The organism is Thalassospira sp. SN3W, assembly GCF_038070535.1.
In the GTDB taxonomy this organism is placed as follows: domain Bacteria; phylum Pseudomonadota; class Alphaproteobacteria; order Rhodospirillales; family Thalassospiraceae; genus Thalassospira; species Thalassospira xiamenensis.
Window position 1 is genome coordinate 3364215 of sequence record NZ_CP121124.1, and the last position, 16855, is coordinate 3381069.

The window sequence follows — 16855 nt, forward strand, 5'->3', positions numbered from 1 at the left end:
GCGCAAAAAGGCAAATCCGGTTCCGCCGTATTTCAACGATACGGATCGGATTCTGGGGCGGCTAAACTGCGGTAACGCCAGGATCAGGTGTTGGCAAGGTCTTCGGGCGTGAAGTTCATTTCATGCAGGATTTCACCGGTTTCATTGTCAACCGCCTGCAAGGTCACGCCATATCCCCATAATTGCCCGATATAGCCCAGTGTCATTTCCGCTTCGGATTTTTCAAGCCGGATGCCGTCATGTTCGGTGTGCTGGATGTAAAGCTGCCGGTTGCCGCGCAGGTCGACATCAACCACCTGCATGTCGGGTTCGCGTACCGAAATGTCATGCATGCGTGCCAAGGCGCGGCGTACCTTGCGGTATCCGTTATCATCGTGGATGGCGGCCACTTCCAGATGCGGGCTGGAGCTTAGATCGTCGATCAGAAACATCCGCATGTCGCGCATCAGTTTGGGCGACAGGAATTGCAGGATGAAACTTTCATCGCGGTAATGCGCCCATGCTTCTTTTAGCGTTTCGACCGGCGCGTTATTGCCCGCAATATCGGGGAACCATTTGCGGTCTTCCTCGGTCGGGTCGACACAGATGCGGTGAATGTCCTGCATCATGGCAAAGCCAAGCGCATAGGGGTTGAACCCGGAATAACGCGGATCGTCATATTCGGCCTGAAACACCACGCGCGAATGGTAATCGATGAATTCCATCATCGCACCTTCGGAAATCAGGCCCTTGTCATAGAGGCTGTTCATGATCGCGTAATGGACATAACACGCACAGCCTTCATTCATCATTTTGGTCTGTTTCTGCGGATAGAAATATTGCCCGATATTGCGCACGATCCGCAAAATCTCGCGCTCCCAGGCTTGCAGGGTCGGGGCGTTTTTCTCCAGGAAATACAGCAGGTTTTCTTCGGGTAATCCGAACTGGGCCCGGCGTTCCTCGACCCGCATCTTGCGACGCATTTCATCAAGGTCTTCGTCGTCTTTTTCCGCCTGCGGCAAGGTCCGCCACAGATCGTTATAGGTTTCGTCCTCGTATTTGGCGCGTTCGCGTTCACGTTCCAGTTCTGCCGCCAGATTGGGCTTTTCCGGGTGGGAATACCGGTTTACCCCCTGTTCCATCAGCGCATGCGCCGCATCAAGAACCCGTTCGACCGCATCAAAGCCAAACCGGTCCTCGCATTTGGCGATATAGCGTTTGGCAAATTGCAGATAATCGAGAATACCTTCGGCGTCGGTCCATTGCTTGAACAGGTAATTGTTCTTGAAAAAATGGTTATGGCCAAAGGCCGCATGGGCGATCACCAATGCCTGCATGACGATGGTGTTTTCTTCCATGACATAGGAAATGCAGGGGTTGGAATTGATCACGATCTCGTATGCCAGACCCTGATATCCCTTGCGATACATCACATCGTCGCGCACGAACCGTTTGCCGAACGACCAGTGATGATACATCAACGGCATGCCGATGGATGAATAGGCGTCCAGCATCTGCTCGGACGTGATCACCTCGACCTGATTGGGATAGACATCCAGTTTCAAGTCGTTGATCGCGATATCCTCGATCGCGTCATAGGTGGCTTTCAGGGTGTTGAAATCCCAGTCGGCACCGGAAAACAGCAATTCGGGGGCGGTGGCTGGTTCGGTCTTTTTGGTCATCCTTTGACCCCGCTTAGTTTTTCGGCGCGATTTTTGGCAAACAGTTCCCGGAATACCGGGAAGATATCGGCGGCCTTGGTCACCCGTTTAAGGGCAAATCGCGCATTGGCGCGGGCAACCGGGGCATAGGCCTTCCAAAGCGCGGTTTCGCCTTCGGCGGAGGAGAAAATTTCGGCCTCGCGCTCGTCCGTGATTTCGATATAGGCGTAATACTGGCATTTCGGCAAAAGGTCCTCGGCCAGCAAGGCCGTGCATTTTGCCCCGTCGTTGGAATAATTGTCGCCGTCCGATGCCTGGGCGGCATAGATGTTCCATTGATCGGTCGGGTAACGATCTTTCATCACCCGTTTCATTTCTTCCAGCGCGGTCGAAACGATGGTGCCGCCGGTTTCGCGTGAATAGAAAAACGTTTCCTCGTCCACTTCGGCGGCGCGCGATGTATGGCGGATAAACACCACATCGACATGTTCGTAGCGGCGATGCAAAAACAGATGCAGCAGCATGAAGAACCGTTTCGCCAGTTCCTTCATCTGTTCGGACATTGATCCCGACACATCCATCAGACAGAACATGACGGCCTGAGTATTCGGATCGGGGATTTGCTGAAACTGGTTGTATCGCGTGTCGATGGGATCAATGAACGGGATCGCCTTCATGCGGCGCTTGGCTTCTTCAAGATCGGCCAGAAGCCCGTGAAGGGTATCCTCATCGGGCTTGGTCAGTTTGCCGGACGGGCGTTTTTTGGCCTTGGCCTGAAGGGCGGCGATTTTTTCTTCAAGGTCGCGGATTTCGGCGGTTTTCGGGCGGCGCAGGCCAATCCGGCGCGCCAGCGAATTGCGCATGGTGCGAACCAGGCTAAGATTGGCGGGCGTTCCGTCCGATGAAAAACCCGCGCGCGCCGTGCGAAAGGCGGTGGTCTGTTTCAGACTTTTTTTCAAAAGGTCGGGCAGTTCCAGATCTTCGAAAAAGATATCAAGGAACTCGTCACGCGACAGGGTGAACTGAAATTCGTCTTCACCGTCGCCATCGGGGCTGGCCTGTGATCCGCCTGCACCGCCATCACCACCTTGCGGGCGGGCGATCCGGTCGCCAGGGACAAACTTTTTATTGCCGGGCAGCACATAATTGCGATCCCCGCCGCGGCGTGCGTGATGAAAACCCGGTTCATGCAGGGTCTTGCCCGGAATGGTGATGGAATCGCCGCTATTGATATCGGTGATGCCACGCGTGCGAATGGTGTCTTCTACCGCCTTTTTGATCTGTGCCTTTGCGCGCCGCATAAAGCGCTGCCGGTTGCCAAGACTTTTGCCTTTCGGGTTTTTGCGGCGGTCGACGATATAAAGCATGGGCAGTTACATCCTTGCTTGCGCACGTATCGTTTCGAGAACCCCGGCCGACGGATCGTTGGAAAACCGTCGACCGGGAGCTCGGTGCACCGGGCGGACAAGGGGACAAACCGCCCGGTGCGGGTCGGCAAAGCCGCAGCTTGGGCTTAACCGGCCTTATTGACACGCATGTACCATTCGACCAGACGGCGTGTCTGACGTTCGGTATAGCTTCGATCAATCATGCGTTTGACGAACTCGTTGTGTTTCTTCTCGGTGTCGCTGTCTTTTTTCGATCCGAATGAAATCACCGGCAGCAGGTCTTCGACCTGGCTGAACATGCGTTTTTCGATGACTTCGCGCAGTTTTTCATAGGACGTCCATGCCGGGTTCTTGCCCTTGTTATTGGCGCGTGCGCGTAGGGCAAACTTGACGACCTCGTTGCGGAAATCCTTCGGATTGGCGATGCCCGCGGGTTTTTCGATCTTGGACAGTTCCTGATCGATGATCTTGCGATCCAGCAACTGACCGGTATCGGGGTCCTTGAAGTCCTGATCCTCGATCCAGGCATCGGCATAGGCAACATAACGGTCAAACAGGTTCTGGCCGTAATCGGAATAGCTTTCGAGATAGGCCTTCTGGATTTCCGCCCCGATGAACTCCGCATAACGCGGGGCCAGTTCGGATTTGATGAAATCCATGTAATCCTTTTCGCGTTCTTCGGGGTATTGTTCACGCCGGATCGCCTGTTCGAGCACATACATCAGATGTACCGGGTCGGCCGCGACCTCGTGGGTGTCATGGTTGAAGGTTTCCGAAAGCACCTTGAAGGCGAAACGGGTTGAAATGCCGTCCATGCCTTCGTCGACACTGGCGGTATCGCGATATTCCTGCATCGATTTTGCTTTGGGGTCGACATCCTTCAATGTTTCGCCGTCATAGACGCGCATCTTGGAATACAGGTTTGAATTTTCGTGTTCTTCAAGGCGCGACAGAACCGAAAACTGTGCCAGCATCTTAAGCGTGCCCGGCGCGCAGGACCCCTGTTCCAGTTCGGATCCCTGCAACAGTTTGTCGTAAATCAGGGTTTCTTCTGTCACCCGCAGGCAATAGGGAACCTTGATCACGCTGATACGGTCGATAAAGGCCTCGTTATTCTTGTTGGCCTTGAAGGTTTGCCATTCCGCCTCGTTCGAGTGCGCCAGAATAAGGCCCTGGAACGGGATCGCACCAAGGTTTTCGGTGCCGATATAGTTGCTTTCCTGCGTTGCCGTCAGCAACGGGTGCAGCATCTTGATCGGGGCTTTGAACATCTCGACAAATTCAAGAAGCCCCTGATTGGCGCGGTTAAGGCCGCCGGAATAGCTGTATGCGTCCGGGTCGTTCTGGCTGTAATATTCAAGTTTGCGGATATCGACCTTGCCGACCAGTGACGAAATGTCCTGATTGTTTTCATCGCCCGGTTCGGTTTTGGCAATCGCAATCTGGCGCAGGCGCGACGGGATCAGTTTTACGACCGAGAATTTGGAAAGATCGCCGTTAAACTCATCAAGCCGTTTCACCGCCCATGGCGACATCAGCCCGGTCAGGCGGCGTTTGGGGATGCCGTATTTGTCTTCGATGGCATCACCCATTTTGGCCGGATTAAACAGGCCAAGCGGGCTTTCGAAAACCGGGCTGATCTGATCGCCGGCTTTGAGCACGTAGATCGGCTCGACCTCCATCAGTTCCTTTAACCGTTCGGCAAGCGAACTTTTACCGCCGCCAACCGGGCCCAGCAGATAAAGAACCTGTTTGCGTTCTTCCAGTCCCTGGGCGGCATATTTGAAGAAGCCAACGATGCGTTCGATGGTTTCTTCCATGCCAAAGAAATCTTCAAAGGCCGGATATCGTTTGATGGTGCGGTTCAGGAAAATTCGGCCGAGACGGGAATCGGTCGAGGTGTCGATCATTTCGGGTTCGCCGATTGCCTTGATCATCCGCTCGGCTGCGGATGCGTAGGCCGATGGATCATCGCGACATAGATTAAGATAGTCCCGGATGGTTAGTTCGGTTTCGCGTTTTCCGTCATAGCCTTCCGCATACAGCTCGAAGATGTCCTTGTCTTCAGCCATGGCGCGGTCTCCTTTCCAACGTTATCGCACTTCTGTCAGATGTCGTTTCCTGTGTTCTTTTGATCTTGGGGCTTAACCGGCATGATGGCCGGATTGCCCGATCCTGTTGCAATACGGCAGCGGGTTTGCTGCGCTGCGGTGGCATTGAAAGTAGCCGCCGTTCATTCTGTCTACGTCCGAAATAAACGAATCGTTCAATCGGGCGGTGAGTAAATAAACTAATGAACTTTATTTAAGGTTCGTTTAAAGGTCTGCCAGATGATGGCAAAGAAAATGGGTTTGATGACTTTTTAGAATGGCTTTCAATATTTGCAACCGGCAATGGTAATAGTCAAAGTCCCGCTTTGCGGCGACCCAAAGTCACTTTTTCCTAGGGGCGGGCGTAGCCGGTGAATGCACCCGGATAAGGTCCGCTCCTGTGACCCTGTCTCTTTGACGTGGGGCTTCCGGTATCATTCCGCAATGGTCAAGCTACGAATATTGTTGGTAAAAACGCTTGCGAAACGATCACGTCGAAGTGACCGGGCCGGATGCCGGGAAACCGGCACTCTGACGGCGAATTCATCCGCCGTACCCATTTTGCAATTGCACAGTCAAACAGCAAAATTATATCAGTTCTGTCTTTCTACTGTGCGCCAAACCCGCCCCGAAGGGAAGTATCGAATGACCGATGGTAGCGTGAATTTCGTCGAAAGTGGTGAACTTGATCACCTGATCGCACAGGGTAACGTGACCCTGATTGACGTCCGCGAACCCGACGAATTCAGGTCCGGTCATATCAGCGGGGCGATCAATATGCCGACCTCGACTTTCGATATTCCGGCACTTGTCGACCTTGCCGACGATACAGAGACGGATTTCGTGTTCATTTGTGCCGTCGGACAGCGATCTTTCGGGGCTGCCAACGCCGTTCTGCCGCATCTTGATTGCAAGGTGATGAACCTGAAGGGCGGTTTGCAAAGCTGGACACGCGACGGGTTTGATCTCGCCCAAGGCTAACAAACGCGCCTTGTGCCTTTGCCTCTATCTCATTCTCATTCTGTGTTTGCCGCCCGGCGCTATCACCTTTTTATCGTATGAGGCCCCAAAAATGAGCGATCAGATCACCATTGCAAGCTTTGACGCCGATCAGCTTGAAAACCACCTTGAGGCGTTTGGCGAGATGCTGCATGCCTGCGTTCATGACGGGGCCAGCATCGGGTTTATCGACCCGTTTGACACCGAGGATGCGGTGGCATTCTGGCGCGATATGGTCCTGCCTGCGATGAGGGGCGGGAAGCGTGATCTGTTTGTCGCATTGGCGGACAACAAGGTGGTCGGAACCGTGCAGCTTGATTGCGCGACCATGCCCAATCAGGTCCATCGCGGCGAGGTCTGCAAGCTGATGGTCCATCCGCACTATCGTCGTCTGGGCATTGCGCGGAAACTGATGGAGGCACTGGAAAAACGGGCGTTTGCGAAAGCACGTCATCTGCTTACACTTGATACAAGAACCGGCGACAGTGCCGAGCCGCTTTATGCCTCGCTCGGTTTTGAAACGGCCGGCGTGATCCCGGCCTATGCCCGCGATCCGTTTTCCGAAAAACTGAGTGCAACCACCGTGATGTATAAGCGGCTTGCTGTGTAATACGCTGGTGGACGATTCCCGTATTCTGTATTCAAAACCGTTTTGCTGGCATGCCAGATTGTTCGGAAAATGTGCGTAATCTGGCCGGTTATTCACGTTTTGCGGTGCAGCATGACATGGCCTGAATGGTCGATTTTTCCCTGAAATAAAGGACATTCATGCTGCTGTGCGGTGCACTAAGGGTTAATGCGTGTGACAGTGGTATGACCAAAACATCTTGAATGCCAAACCGGGTTGAGCGCATCTTTGCGCCTGAAAGCTTTTGTATAAAATAAAAAAACCCGGAGGACGTTCGTCATGAAGAAATTTGCCCTTGCGGCGGCCCTGATGACTGCCGTTGGTTTTACCGGCATGACCCATAATGCCGTTGCGGCCGATCTGACCCTGCGGATTTCGCTGCAACTGCCGATGAAAAGCCACCTTGGCCAGAACCTTTTGATGTTCAAGAACGAGGTCGAGGAAAAATCGAACGGCGATATCGCGGTCGAGATTTATGACAGTGCGCAGCTTTACAAGGACAAGGAAGTTCCCGCCGCCGTCGGTTCCGGGGCGATTGAAATGGGTGTGGCGTCGCTGACCCGTTATGTCGGGGATGTTCCGGCGGTTGATGTGTTCTATCAGCCGTTCCTGCTTGATTCCGAAGAGAAAGTCCGTGCCGCCGTTGCCAAGGGATCGCCGGTGCGTGGCCCGCTGGACGAGGCGATTGCCGATACCGGCGCGACCGTTCTGTGGTGGCAGGCTTATGGCGGATCGATCATGCTGTCGAACGGTGGTCCGATCAAAGGCCCGGAAGGTCTTAAAGGCCAGAAAGTCCGCGTATTTTCCAAAACCCAGGGCGATTTCATTTCAGCAGCCGGTGGTGCGCCGACCCTTGTTTCCGGGTCCGAGCAGTATATCGCCTATCAGCGTGGTACGGTTGATGTCGGCATGACCGGCATGTCGGGCGTCAAATCCCGCCAGCTTTGGGAAGTCATGGATACGGTGACCGTCACCAACGATGCCGATGTTGAATTCATCGTGGTGATCAATACCGATTTCTGGAACGGCCTTTCGGATGCGCAGCGTGACATCATTTCGACCGCAGCAATGAACGCGGAAAAAGACGTCCGTGATCGCATGTCATCGATCGAAGCCGAGGCCTATGCCGAAGCCAAAGCCAACGGCATGACCGTCTATACCCCGACGGACGAGGAAATGGCGGCATGGCGTGAAGTAGCCAAACCGGTTTACGAGGAATTCCTCAACCACGCCGGTGATCTGGGCAAGCAGGTCTTTGATGCGGCCAGCAAGCTTTAAGCCTTGCCCGGTGATTGCAGACTGAACTGCCAATAAGGAAGACATCACCGCATTTTGGGCAACCAAGCCGTTGCGGTGATGTCTTTTCATCTATTCATCTGTCTCTCTTTTCAGGAGGCGGTCGCGACCGGGGCGCATATTCCCGGCACGGCCAAGATTTCATCATGTTTGATCGTTTGATGCTTTTGCTGGCCTGGATTGCGGCCCTGCTGTTTGTCGCAGCGGGTGTGATGCTGACCTATGAGGTCGTGGCCCGTTATTTCTTTATCCGCCCCACCATCTGGGCGGCAGAGCTTTCGCAGCTTTGCCTGATCTGGGGATCGTTGCTTGGCATGCCATGGGCATTGGCGGCACGGCGGCATATTTCCGTCGATGCGGTGACCCGGCTTTGCAAACCATCGATGCGCCGTGTGCTTGAAATCATCGCCATGGCGGTGGTTCTGGTGTTTTCCGTGATGGTGACGGTCAAGGGCTGGGAAATCTTTTTTGAGAGTTTCGAGCGGGGCCGCACCAGCGGCACGATGCTTGACCTTCCGGCATGGGTTGCCGAAATCCCGGTCGTGATCGGTTTTGCGCTTCTGGCTGTTCAGGCCGTCATTGAAATTGTCGGCGTGATCCGCGGCAAGGATATTCCGGAAGGGGCGCACGAATGACGATTATCCTGACACTTGCGGCAATGTTCGCCTTGCTGCTGATCCGTGTGCCGGTGGCCTTTGCGCTGGGCGGGCTTGGCCTTGCCATGCTGATCCTTGGCGGGTTTTCGCCGCTGATGGCACCGCAGGCGATCCTGTCGACACTGGATGGTTTTATCCTGCTGTCGGTGCCGCTGTTTTTGCTGATGTCCAATATCCTGCTGCGTGCCGGTGTGGGGAACGATCTGTTTGCCGCGGTCAGTGCGTGGGTCGGTCATTGGCCGGGCGGGCTTGCGGTGGCGACGATCCTTTCGTGTGGCGTGTTTGCCGCGATTTCGGGATCATCGGTGGCAACCGCAGCCACGATTGGCACGGTCGCCATCCCGGAAATGATCCAGCGTGGCTATAACAAGCGTTTCGTTTATGGCCTGATGGCGGCGGGCGGTACGCTTGGCATCCTGATCCCGCCATCGATCCCGATGATCATTTATGGCTTTGTCACCGAAGAATCGGTGATTGCGCTGTTTCTTGCCGGGGTCGGGCCGGGCATTGCGTTGCTGTTGCTGTTTATCATCTATTCGATGATCTATGCCCGGTTTGGCGGGCAGGAACGCGAACCCAAACGCGGCTGGGAAGAGCGCAAGCGCGCCACGTTAAAGGCCCTGCCTGCTGTGCTTCTGGCGGTGCTGATCATATCGGGGATCTATTCCGGGGCCTTCACCCCGACCGAGGCCGCGGCGATTGGCTTTGCTGCCGCCCTTCTGATTACCGCAGCGATGCGGGTTCTGACCTGGAAGGCGTTGAAGCTTGCGATTTTCGATACCATGGCGACCACGGTTGCGATCATCCTGATCATTGCCGGGGCGAAGGTGTTTGGCAAGGCGATCACGCTTTATCGCATCCCGCAGGATATCTCGATGATGATCAGCCAGGGGATCGATACCGAATTTGGCTTTATCATCGTGGTGACGGTCGTGTTGCTGATCATGGGGCTGGTGTTTGAAGCATTATCAATGGTGCTGATCATGACGCCGGTTCTGTTGCCTGCGGCCCTGGCGCTTGGCTTTGATCCGATCTGGTTCGGGGTCTATATGGTGATCATGGTTGAATGCGCGCTGATCACGCCGCCCGTGGGGCTCAACCTTTATGTCATTCAGTCGGTGGCGAAAACGCGATTGGGCGAGGTGGCGCGCGGTGTGTTGCCGTTCCTGCTTCTGATGTTCCTGACCGCGGCCATTCTGTATGTCTGGCATGATCTTGCCCTTTATATACCCTTTAAAATGTGACGCTTATGACCAAACAAATCTCTTCTGCCGATAAACTCCGTGCGCTTCTGGCAACGGGTGATCTGATTACCATGCCATGCTGCTTTGATGCGCTGTCGGCCAAGCTGATCGAACAGGAAGGCTTTGGCCTGACCTTCATGTCGGGCTTTTCGGCCGCGGCATCGCGGATTGGCGAACCTGATCTTGGCCTGATGTCTTATGGCGAAGTGCTTGATCAGGCGCGCAACATCACTGATGCGGTTTCGATCCCGGTGATCGGTGATGGCGATACCGGTTATGGCAACGCGATGAATGTGAAACGCACAGTGGCGGGCTTTGCCAAGGCCGGCTGTGCCGCGGTGATGATCGAGGATCAGCTTGCGCCCAAGCGTTGCGGCCATACCAAGGGCAAGGAGGTCGTTGGCCGGGACGAGGCATTTGATCGTATCAAGGCCGCCGTTGATGCCCGCGAGGCCGGGGCGGATATCCTGATCCTTGCGCGCACCGATGCCCGGCATCAGCATGGTCTGAGCGAGGCGATTGACCGGGCCGCAAAGTTTGCCGAACTTGGCGCTGACATATTGTTCGTCGAAGCCCCGAAAACCGTCGCGGAAATGCGTGAACTCTGTGCCGCCCTGCCGGGGCCGAAAATGGCCAATATCGTCGAAGGCGGGGAAACCCCCGACCTGACGCCCGAAGAGCTGAGTGATATCGGCTATCAGATCGCGGCTTATCCGTTATCGCTTATGGCAGCCGCGATGAAGGCGATGGTTGAAACCCTGCAATTGATGAAAGCGGGCAAGCCACGCACCGATATGCTGATGGATTGGGGCCAGTTGCGCAATCGCATCGGCTTTGATGCCTATTACGAGGAATCGGAACGCTACGCGACCTCGAAACGCGGGTAGGGCAAGCGTTCATCTGATTGTCGGTCAAACGGCGCGCGAGGGGCTTCTCGCGCGCCGTTTGGTGTTTTAGCCCGGAATGCGGGCGATAACCTTGATTTCGAAGTCAAACCCGGCCAGCCAGTTCACCCCGATTGCGGTCCAGTTCGGATAGGGGGCTTTTGGGAAAACGTCACCCTTTACCTTCATGATCGTTTCAAACTGGTTTTCGGGATCGGTGTGGAAGGTCGTCACATCGACGATATCGTCACGCGTGCAGCCACCAGCCTTGAGCGTTGCTTCAAGATTGGCGAATGCCAGACGCACCTGTGCCTCGAAATCCGGTTCGGGCGAACCGTCAGAGCGGCTGCCGACCTGACCGGAAACGAACAGAAGATCGCCCGATTTGATCGCGGCGGAATAGCCGTGTTCGGCATAAAGGGCATGTCGGTTGGCCGGGAAAACGGCGTTGCGCTGTGCCATGTGGATTTATCCTTTTATCCGGGTGTGCAGTTTCACATACGATGCGTATATAAATCTCGGATACATTGCGTATGTCAAGTTTTATATACGTGGCGTATGTGGGATGATATGTGTCGGGTAATTTACCAAGGAGGATCGCAATGGCCGCACGGCGTCGCCAGGAAACGATGGAAGAAAACCGCGAAAAACTTGTTTCGGCGGGGCGAAAGGCGTTCGGAACGCAAGGATTTGCCGCGGCGTCGATGGATGAATTGACCGCATCGGTTGGCCTGACGCGGGGCGCGCTTTATCACAATTTCGGCGATAAAAAGGGGCTGCTTGCCGCGGTGGTGGCGCAGGTCGATGGCGAGATGGCCGCGCGGGCGCGGGCGGCAAGTGCCAGCGCCGGGGACGGGTGGCAACAGCTTCTGGCAGAGGGGGCGGCCTATATCGCGATGGCGCTTGATCCCGAGGTGAGGAGAATCGTTCTGCTTGACGGGCCTGCCATTCTTGGCGATCCGTCGCATTGGCCGAGCCAGAATGCGTGCCTTGAGGCCACCAAAGAAGCGGTCGAAAGGCTGATTGCCGACGGGGTTATGAAACCGGTCGATACCGATGCCGCTGCCCGGCTGCTGTGCGGGGCGGCCCTGAACGCGGCGTTATGGGTTGCGGACAGTGATGATCCGAAGTCTGCTTTGCCCAAGGCGGTTGATGCCTTCAGCCTGATGGCCGAGGGGTTTCTGGTCGAGAAACGCAAAGGGCTTTAGTTCCCGATTTTCTGACGGGAACCGGGCGTGATGCAGGCCGTTGGACCCGGCCAGTTGTTTGATATCAGTCGTCGCCAAGCTGAACGGTCGCGTCGCGGGCAGCGTGCAAAACGCGCATGATAGCAAGCGCCGACGGTATCACGCGGTAGTAGATCGCGTAATTTCTGTGGTGATGAACACGAAGGCCCGGTGACAGGTAATCGCGTTTCGGGCCAAGTTCGGGATGAAGGCAAAGAGGATCAAACCGTTCCCTGATTTCATGGAGCAGTCGTGTTGCCGCATCGGGATTGTCCGTGGCGATAAAGGCCCAGATTTCCGCAAGATCATTCTGTGCCGTGGCGGTGATCAGGAGCGGGAGCGGCTTTGTAATATCTTCTGCCCCTGTTCTGCGATTCTGTTGACGTCGAATGTGTCAACCCGTCCTTCTGCAATGTCCCTGTCGGCAACGGCGATATCTGCCCGCAAGGTTTCAAGCTCGGTTGAGCGGAGCTTGCGCTTATGCTGCCAGTCGCGCAAGGCTTCACGGATGATCTCGCTGCTTGACGCATAGGCACCTTCGTTCAGGGCGGAACGCATGGTATGGGCCATTTCCCGCGTCACAGTGACAGTCATTCGTTCTATCGCATTGTTCTCGCCCATGATCATTCTCCAAGTCTTGATAGTATGACTATATCATACTTTATTGCCTTCATCATCTCTGATTGCGCGCATGGCGGGGCTGGGAGAGATCAGACGGGATTCCCGTTCCGGTTTTTCCGGAAAACTGGCAATATTGCGCAAATCCCGCGACACGGGTCTATCGCACCATTCAGGGCGTGATGGGGACGGCATTTGTTTTAATGGGTGGGCGGTTGATTGCGAATTGATTGATCTTTCGCAAATTGGAAAAGGCGATATTTGCTAAAGCAGGGGCATTTATTGTTACGTTTATCTAAGGTGCTAATTTGTACCTTTAAGGGTTTTAGGGGATCTTTAGTGGCGCATCGGAACTTCAAAATTCCTTGGAACCTAGAAGATTGCTGTCCGTGTGGTAGTAATAATTCTTTTGGAAACTGTTGTTTCGATAAGAACTTTGGTTTTAAGGCTCGACGGCCAAATTTGAAACCGACAGGAGAATGCACTGGATATAGAAACCCTCGCTGTTATTTGGGGGTTAGTGCCAACTGCAGTAAAGAAATATCAAAGGAACACTATATTTCTCATAGCTTGCTTAAACAATTTGAGAGGCTAAGAGTTACCGGAATTCCTTGGGATCCAAATCCCATTGAGTTACCTGCAAAAAAACTAACTTCAAAAATTCTCTGTCAAAGGCACAACAACGCTCTATCAAAATTGGACGCTGAAGCAGGGCGTTTTTTTGAAGCCATAGATGACGCTATGAAGCATGCCTCAGAAAAATCACTTTCCAGAAAGGCAAAAAACTTTCTTCTTAATGGAGATGCTTTTGAATTGTGGGGAGTAAAGACCATAGCTGGTTTATACCACGCTAAAGTTTCTCAGGCTCATGGTCAGATTTTGAAGGGAAAGTACAGTATTTCAGACTCTACTATTTCCACTTCTTTGATGGGCCGTGGATTGCCTCAACCTTTAGGCTTGTATATCGGGCAGGCTGGGAACGCGATCCTCCCATCTCTAAAGTTTAGTCCATTCATTTCTGAAAAATTAGCTCTCACATCTGGCCTTAAGGTAATTATGGCTGGAGCTGAATTTGATTTTTTAATCGATACAAATGGCGCGAACTCGAGCTTCCTTCATAACAATCGTTACTACAGGCCAAGTATGGTCGAAATAATTGGAGCACGTAGAAATGCGAGGATTTTTCTAACTTGGGCTAATGATCTTGGAGTGATTAAAAAGGCCGTCACATTGAATCTGAGCAAATTCAAACGGCCTAATCCTGATTTCTTTTAAATGGTTACGAAATTTAAGCAGCCAAAAGAAAACCCCGCAGCCAAAAGGCGATGCGGGGTTTTCTTTTAATGGTGCCGGCAGAGAGACTCGAACTCCCAACCTTCGAATTACAAATCCGCTGCTCTACCAGTTAAAGCTATGCCGGCGTGGGCGGCGCGAAACATAGTCCGGGATGCGCGCGATTGCAAGCCTTTGATGCAGGGAAAATAGCATCAAATTTTGCGGCATATTTTCCCTGCTTCTGGCGGTGCCCTGGCTGCCGGGAATCCCGGCTTTGGGTCTTGTTCCTAGCGACGATACAGCTCGTACAGGGCAACTGCGGCGGCGTTGGACACATTGAGGCTTTCGATGCGGTCCGACATCGGCAGTTTGACGAGGAAATCGCAATTTTCGCGCGTCAGGCGGCGCAGCCCTTCGCCCTCGGAGCCCATGATGATGCCGACCCGGCCCTTGAGCTTGGCTTCGGCCAGTGTTTGTTCGGCATAGCCATCCATACCGGCCAGCCAGAAATTCGCACCTTTAAGTTTCTCGATGGTCTGGCTGAGATTGCCCGCGTGAATATAGGGCACGGTTTCAAGCGCGCCGCTGGCCGATTTGGCGAGAGTGCCGGTTTCGGGCGGGGCGTGACGGTCGGGCACGATGACGGCAGCCGCACCAAAGGCCGCCGCACTGCGGAGAATCGCGCCGACATTGTGCGGGTCGGTGACCTGATCAAGGATCAGAACCGTGCATTGTTCCTCGTCCCTTGTGTCGGCGATCAGTTCTTCGACCGAAATCTGGGGCAGGGGGGCGCAATGCATCGCCATGCCCTGATGGACGGTGCCCGGTGGCAGCATTTCATCCAGATCGGTGCGCCCGGCGGCGTCAAGCTGGACATCGGTGCGTTCGGTATCGGTGAGGGCAGCGACAATTTCATCACGCACGGCCTCGGACGCCCAGATTTTGTGAATCGTGCGTTGCGGATTGTAAATCGCGTTCAGAACCGGGTGACGACCAAATAGAATCAGGCGCGAAGCCCCACCGGCATTGCCGCCGTCACGACCGCGTTTTCGTCCGCGACGCGAATTGCCATCGCGTTTATCATCGTCTTGCGGGAAGCTGTCGCCCGGACCCGTCCCGGTCGAACGGTTGGCAGAACGTGAATTGTTGCGACGCGACATAATGGCGGAAACCTCCGGACGGTAAGGGTGTGAATGCTGTTTGTTTCGCTTTGGAACGAAAGCACGGGGAACATATAGGAAAGGAAATACGATTTCGTGTTTTTTTTGCTGTTGACAAGGAAGGGCCCTGCAACGTATTCCCTCCCTCGCCGAACGAAGCCGGGGGCAACCCCGACAACGTTTTGACCCTGATGGAGGGGTGGCAGAGCGGTCAAATGCAGCGGACTGTAAATCCGCCGACTTAGTCTACGCAGGTTCGAATCCTGCCCCCTCCACCATTCTCTCGCCCTCGCGAGAGCTCGCAATAAAAAATATGCGGGTGTAGCTCAATGGTAGAGCAGAAGCCTTCCAAGCTTACGACGAGGGTTCGATTCCCTTCACCCGCTCCAGATTTTATATGATCCCGTCGGCTCGTGCGGTGGGTTCTTACGTGTTTTTTTTGGTTCGGATTAGGATCTGAGTGTAATGGCTAAAGAAAAGTTTGCGCGTACAAAACCGCACGTGAACGTTGGCACCATCGGCCACGTTGACCACGGTAAAACCACGCTGACCGCAGCGATCACCAAAGTTCTCGCAGAGAGCGGCGGCGCATCGTTCCAGGACTACAGCATGATCGACAAAGCACCGGAAGAGAAAGCTCGTGGTATCACGATCTCGACCGCGCACGTCGAATATGAAACGGCGAACCGCCACTATGCGCACGTCGACTGCCCGGGCCACGCTGACTATGTCAAGAACATGATCACCGGTGCGGCACAGATGGACGGCGGCATCCTGGTTGTTTCGGCAGCTGACGGCCCGATGCCGCAGACCCGCGAGCACATCCTGCTCGCCCGTCAGGTTGGCGTTCCGGCCCTCGTCGTGTTCATGAACAAGGTTGACCAGGTCGATGACGAGGAACTCCTCGAACTCGTCGAAATGGAAATCCGTGAACTTCTGTCGTCTTACGACTTCCCGGGCGACGATATTCCGATCGTTAAAGGTTCGGCTCTTGCTGCCCTTGAAGGTCGTGATGACGCGATTGGCAAAGAAGCGATCCTGAAGCTGATGGAAGCTGTTGACAGCTACATCCCGGCACCGGAACGTCCGAAAGACCGTCCGTTCCTGATGCCGATCGAGGACGTGTTCTCGATCTCGGGTCGTGGTACGGTTGTGACCGGTCGTGTTGAAACCGGTATCGTCAAGGTTGGTGAAGAAGTCGAAATCGTCGGTATCAAAGACACCGTCAAAACGATTGTCACCGGCGTTGAGATGTTCCGCAAGCTGCTCGATCAGGGTGAAGCTGGCGACAACATTGGCGCGCTGCTGCGCGGCACCAAACGTGAAGACGTCGAACGTGGCCAGGTTCTGGCGCATGTCGGTTCGATCAAGCCGCACACCAAGTTCACCGCAGAAGCCTACATCCTGACCAAGGATGAAGGTGGCCGTCACACGCCGTTCTTCTCGAACTACCGTCCGCAGTTCTACTTCCGTACCACTGACGTCACCGGCTCTATCGAGCTGCCGGCAGGCACGGAAATGGTTATGCCGGGCGACAACGTCCAGATGACCGCGACCCTCATTGCACCGATTGCAATGGACGAAGGTCTGCGTTTCGCAATCCGTGAAGGCGGTCGTACCGTCGGTGCGGGTGTTGTTGCGAAAATCATCGAATAATTTTTGAAGATTTGCACCATTGGGTGCTTGATCTTTGATGTGCGGGCGGATATAAGCCGCCCGCACACCCTGCCGCCCGGGCAGGACTGTGTCGG

15 protein-coding genes and 3 tRNA genes are annotated in these 16855 nt (G+C 54.6%); 11 read left to right on the forward strand and 7 right to left on the reverse strand.

Translation table 11 applies throughout. The features are described 5' to 3' along the window. Positions 1-83: 83 nt before the first annotated feature. From P8T57_RS15295 to P8T57_RS15305, 3 genes are all read right to left on the reverse strand, one after another. Complete coding sequence (locus P8T57_RS15295) at positions 84-1661, reverse strand: SpoVR family protein (RefSeq protein WP_007092243.1); 1578 nt, start codon at positions 1659-1661, stop codon at positions 84-86. Beyond that, positions 1658-3007, reverse strand: coding sequence for a YeaH/YhbH family protein (locus P8T57_RS15300; protein ID WP_341363598.1), 1350 nt, complete (start codon positions 3005-3007; stop codon positions 1658-1660). Before P8T57_RS15300 ends, P8T57_RS15295 begins: the two co-directional genes overlap by 4 nt. A gap of 146 nt (positions 3008-3153) precedes the next feature. Continuing rightward, positions 3154-5100, reverse strand: coding sequence for a PrkA family serine protein kinase (locus P8T57_RS15305; RefSeq protein WP_007092241.1), 1947 nt, complete (start codon positions 5098-5100; stop codon positions 3154-3156). A 663-nt stretch (positions 5101-5763) separates the two neighbouring features. On the opposite strand from P8T57_RS15305, the gene P8T57_RS15310 reads away from it, so the two are divergent. The 6 genes from P8T57_RS15310 (at position 5764) to P8T57_RS15335 (ending at position 10828) form a co-directional block, all read left to right on the forward strand. Continuing rightward, complete coding sequence (locus P8T57_RS15310) at positions 5764-6099, forward strand: rhodanese-like domain-containing protein (RefSeq protein ID WP_007092240.1); 336 nt, start codon at positions 5764-5766, stop codon at positions 6097-6099. 91 nt (positions 6100-6190) lie between these two features. Next, the gene (locus P8T57_RS15315) at positions 6191-6727 is read left to right on the forward strand and encodes a GNAT family N-acetyltransferase (protein WP_341363599.1); all 537 of its coding nucleotides are present in this window, start codon (positions 6191-6193) and stop codon (positions 6725-6727) included. Positions 6728-7024: 297 nt separating this feature from the next. Next, entirely contained in the window at positions 7025-8023 is a 999-nt protein-coding gene (dctP, locus tag P8T57_RS15320; protein WP_037992437.1) for a TRAP transporter substrate-binding protein DctP, read from the forward strand. 164 nt (positions 8024-8187) lie between these two features. Next, positions 8188-8676 carry a TRAP transporter small permease gene (locus tag P8T57_RS15325; RefSeq protein ID WP_037992438.1) on the forward strand — a complete coding sequence of 163 codons (489 nt, stop codon included), beginning with the start codon at positions 8188-8190 and terminating at the stop codon, positions 8674-8676. Then, entirely contained in the window at positions 8673-9941 is a 1269-nt protein-coding gene (locus P8T57_RS15330; RefSeq protein ID WP_341363600.1) for a TRAP transporter large permease, read from the forward strand. The genes P8T57_RS15325 and P8T57_RS15330 overlap by 4 nt, the downstream gene beginning before the upstream one ends. A 5-nt stretch (positions 9942-9946) precedes the next feature. After that, positions 9947-10828, forward strand: a complete 882-nt coding sequence (locus tag P8T57_RS15335; RefSeq protein WP_341363601.1) for an isocitrate lyase/PEP mutase family protein — start codon at positions 9947-9949, stop codon at positions 10826-10828. 66 nt (positions 10829-10894) lie between these two features. Here P8T57_RS15335 and P8T57_RS15340 read toward each other — a convergent pair whose 3' ends face one another. Then, positions 10895-11287 carry a RidA family protein gene (locus P8T57_RS15340; RefSeq protein WP_341363602.1) on the reverse strand — a complete coding sequence of 131 codons (393 nt, stop codon included), beginning with the start codon at positions 11285-11287 and terminating at the stop codon, positions 10895-10897. Between the two features lie 140 nt (positions 11288-11427). Between P8T57_RS15340 and P8T57_RS15345 the strand changes: the two genes are divergently transcribed. Beyond that, positions 11428-12033: a TetR/AcrR family transcriptional regulator gene (locus P8T57_RS15345; protein ID WP_071240398.1), complete on the forward strand. Its 606-nt coding sequence runs from the start codon at positions 11428-11430 to the stop codon at positions 12031-12033. Positions 12034-12378: 345 nt separating this feature from the next. On the opposite strand, the gene P8T57_RS15350 is transcribed toward P8T57_RS15345, so the two are convergent. Further along, the gene (locus P8T57_RS15350) at positions 12379-12672 is read right to left on the reverse strand and encodes a hypothetical protein (RefSeq protein WP_341363603.1); all 294 of its coding nucleotides are present in this window, start codon (positions 12670-12672) and stop codon (positions 12379-12381) included. Positions 12673-13131: 459 nt separating this feature from the next. Here P8T57_RS15350 and P8T57_RS15355 point away from each other — a divergent pair, with 459 nt between their 5' ends. Beyond that, positions 13132-13944, forward strand: coding sequence for a hypothetical protein (locus tag P8T57_RS15355; RefSeq protein WP_139192131.1), 813 nt, complete (start codon positions 13132-13134; stop codon positions 13942-13944). A gap of 69 nt (positions 13945-14013) precedes the next feature. On the opposite strand, the gene P8T57_RS15360 is transcribed toward P8T57_RS15355, so the two are convergent. Both P8T57_RS15360 and rlmB read right to left on the reverse strand, forming a co-directional pair. Next, positions 14014-14090, reverse strand: a tRNA-Thr gene (locus P8T57_RS15360). Between the two features lie 141 nt (positions 14091-14231). After that, a complete protein-coding gene (rlmB, locus tag P8T57_RS15365; protein ID WP_341363604.1) occupies positions 14232-15104 on the reverse strand; it encodes a 23S rRNA (guanosine(2251)-2'-O)-methyltransferase RlmB in 873 nt (290 codons plus the stop codon). A gap of 193 nt (positions 15105-15297) precedes the next feature. On the opposite strand from rlmB, the gene P8T57_RS15370 reads away from it, so the two are divergent. The 3 genes from P8T57_RS15370 to tuf all read left to right on the forward strand — a co-directional run bounded on the left by P8T57_RS15370 (position 15298) and on the right by tuf (position 16760). Beyond that, a tRNA-Tyr gene (locus tag P8T57_RS15370) sits at positions 15298-15382 on the forward strand. A gap of 37 nt (positions 15383-15419) precedes the next feature. After that, positions 15420-15493: transfer RNA gene (locus P8T57_RS15375), tRNA-Gly, on the forward strand. A gap of 76 nt (positions 15494-15569) precedes the next feature. Beyond that, positions 15570-16760: an elongation factor Tu gene (gene tuf / locus P8T57_RS15380; RefSeq protein ID WP_040059651.1), complete on the forward strand. Its 1191-nt coding sequence runs from the start codon at positions 15570-15572 to the stop codon at positions 16758-16760. Positions 16761-16855: the final 95 nt, after the last annotated feature.

Excerpts from the sequence above, each read along its gene's own strand:
- P8T57_RS15295 (WP_007092243.1), bottom strand. The coding sequence starts at position 1,661 with ATGACCAAAAAGACCGAACCAGCCACCGCCCCCGAATTGCTGTTTTCC.
- P8T57_RS15300 (WP_341363598.1), bottom strand. The coding sequence starts at position 3,007 with ATGCTTTATATCGTCGACCGCCGCAAAAACCCGAAAGGCAAAAGTCTT.
- P8T57_RS15305 (WP_007092241.1), bottom strand. The coding sequence starts at position 5,100 with ATGGCTGAAGACAAGGACATCTTCGAGCTGTATGCGGAAGGCTATGAC.
- P8T57_RS15310 (WP_007092240.1), top strand. The coding sequence starts at position 5,764 with ATGACCGATGGTAGCGTGAATTTCGTCGAAAGTGGTGAACTTGATCAC.
- P8T57_RS15315 (WP_341363599.1), top strand. The coding sequence starts at position 6,191 with ATGAGCGATCAGATCACCATTGCAAGCTTTGACGCCGATCAGCTTGAA.
- dctP (WP_037992437.1), top strand. The coding sequence starts at position 7,025 with ATGAAGAAATTTGCCCTTGCGGCGGCCCTGATGACTGCCGTTGGTTTT.
- P8T57_RS15325 (WP_037992438.1), top strand. The coding sequence starts at position 8,188 with ATGTTTGATCGTTTGATGCTTTTGCTGGCCTGGATTGCGGCCCTGCTG.
- P8T57_RS15330 (WP_341363600.1), top strand. The coding sequence starts at position 8,673 with ATGACGATTATCCTGACACTTGCGGCAATGTTCGCCTTGCTGCTGATC.
- P8T57_RS15335 (WP_341363601.1), top strand. The coding sequence starts at position 9,947 with ATGACCAAACAAATCTCTTCTGCCGATAAACTCCGTGCGCTTCTGGCA.
- P8T57_RS15340 (WP_341363602.1), bottom strand. The coding sequence starts at position 11,287 with ATGGCACAGCGCAACGCCGTTTTCCCGGCCAACCGACATGCCCTTTAT.
- P8T57_RS15345 (WP_071240398.1), top strand. The coding sequence starts at position 11,428 with ATGGCCGCACGGCGTCGCCAGGAAACGATGGAAGAAAACCGCGAAAAA.
- P8T57_RS15350 (WP_341363603.1), bottom strand. The coding sequence starts at position 12,672 with ATGGGCGAGAACAATGCGATAGAACGAATGACTGTCACTGTGACGCGG.
- rlmB (WP_341363604.1), bottom strand. The coding sequence starts at position 15,104 with ATGTCGCGTCGCAACAATTCACGTTCTGCCAACCGTTCGACCGGGACG.
- tuf (WP_040059651.1), top strand. The coding sequence starts at position 15,570 with ATGGCTAAAGAAAAGTTTGCGCGTACAAAACCGCACGTGAACGTTGGC.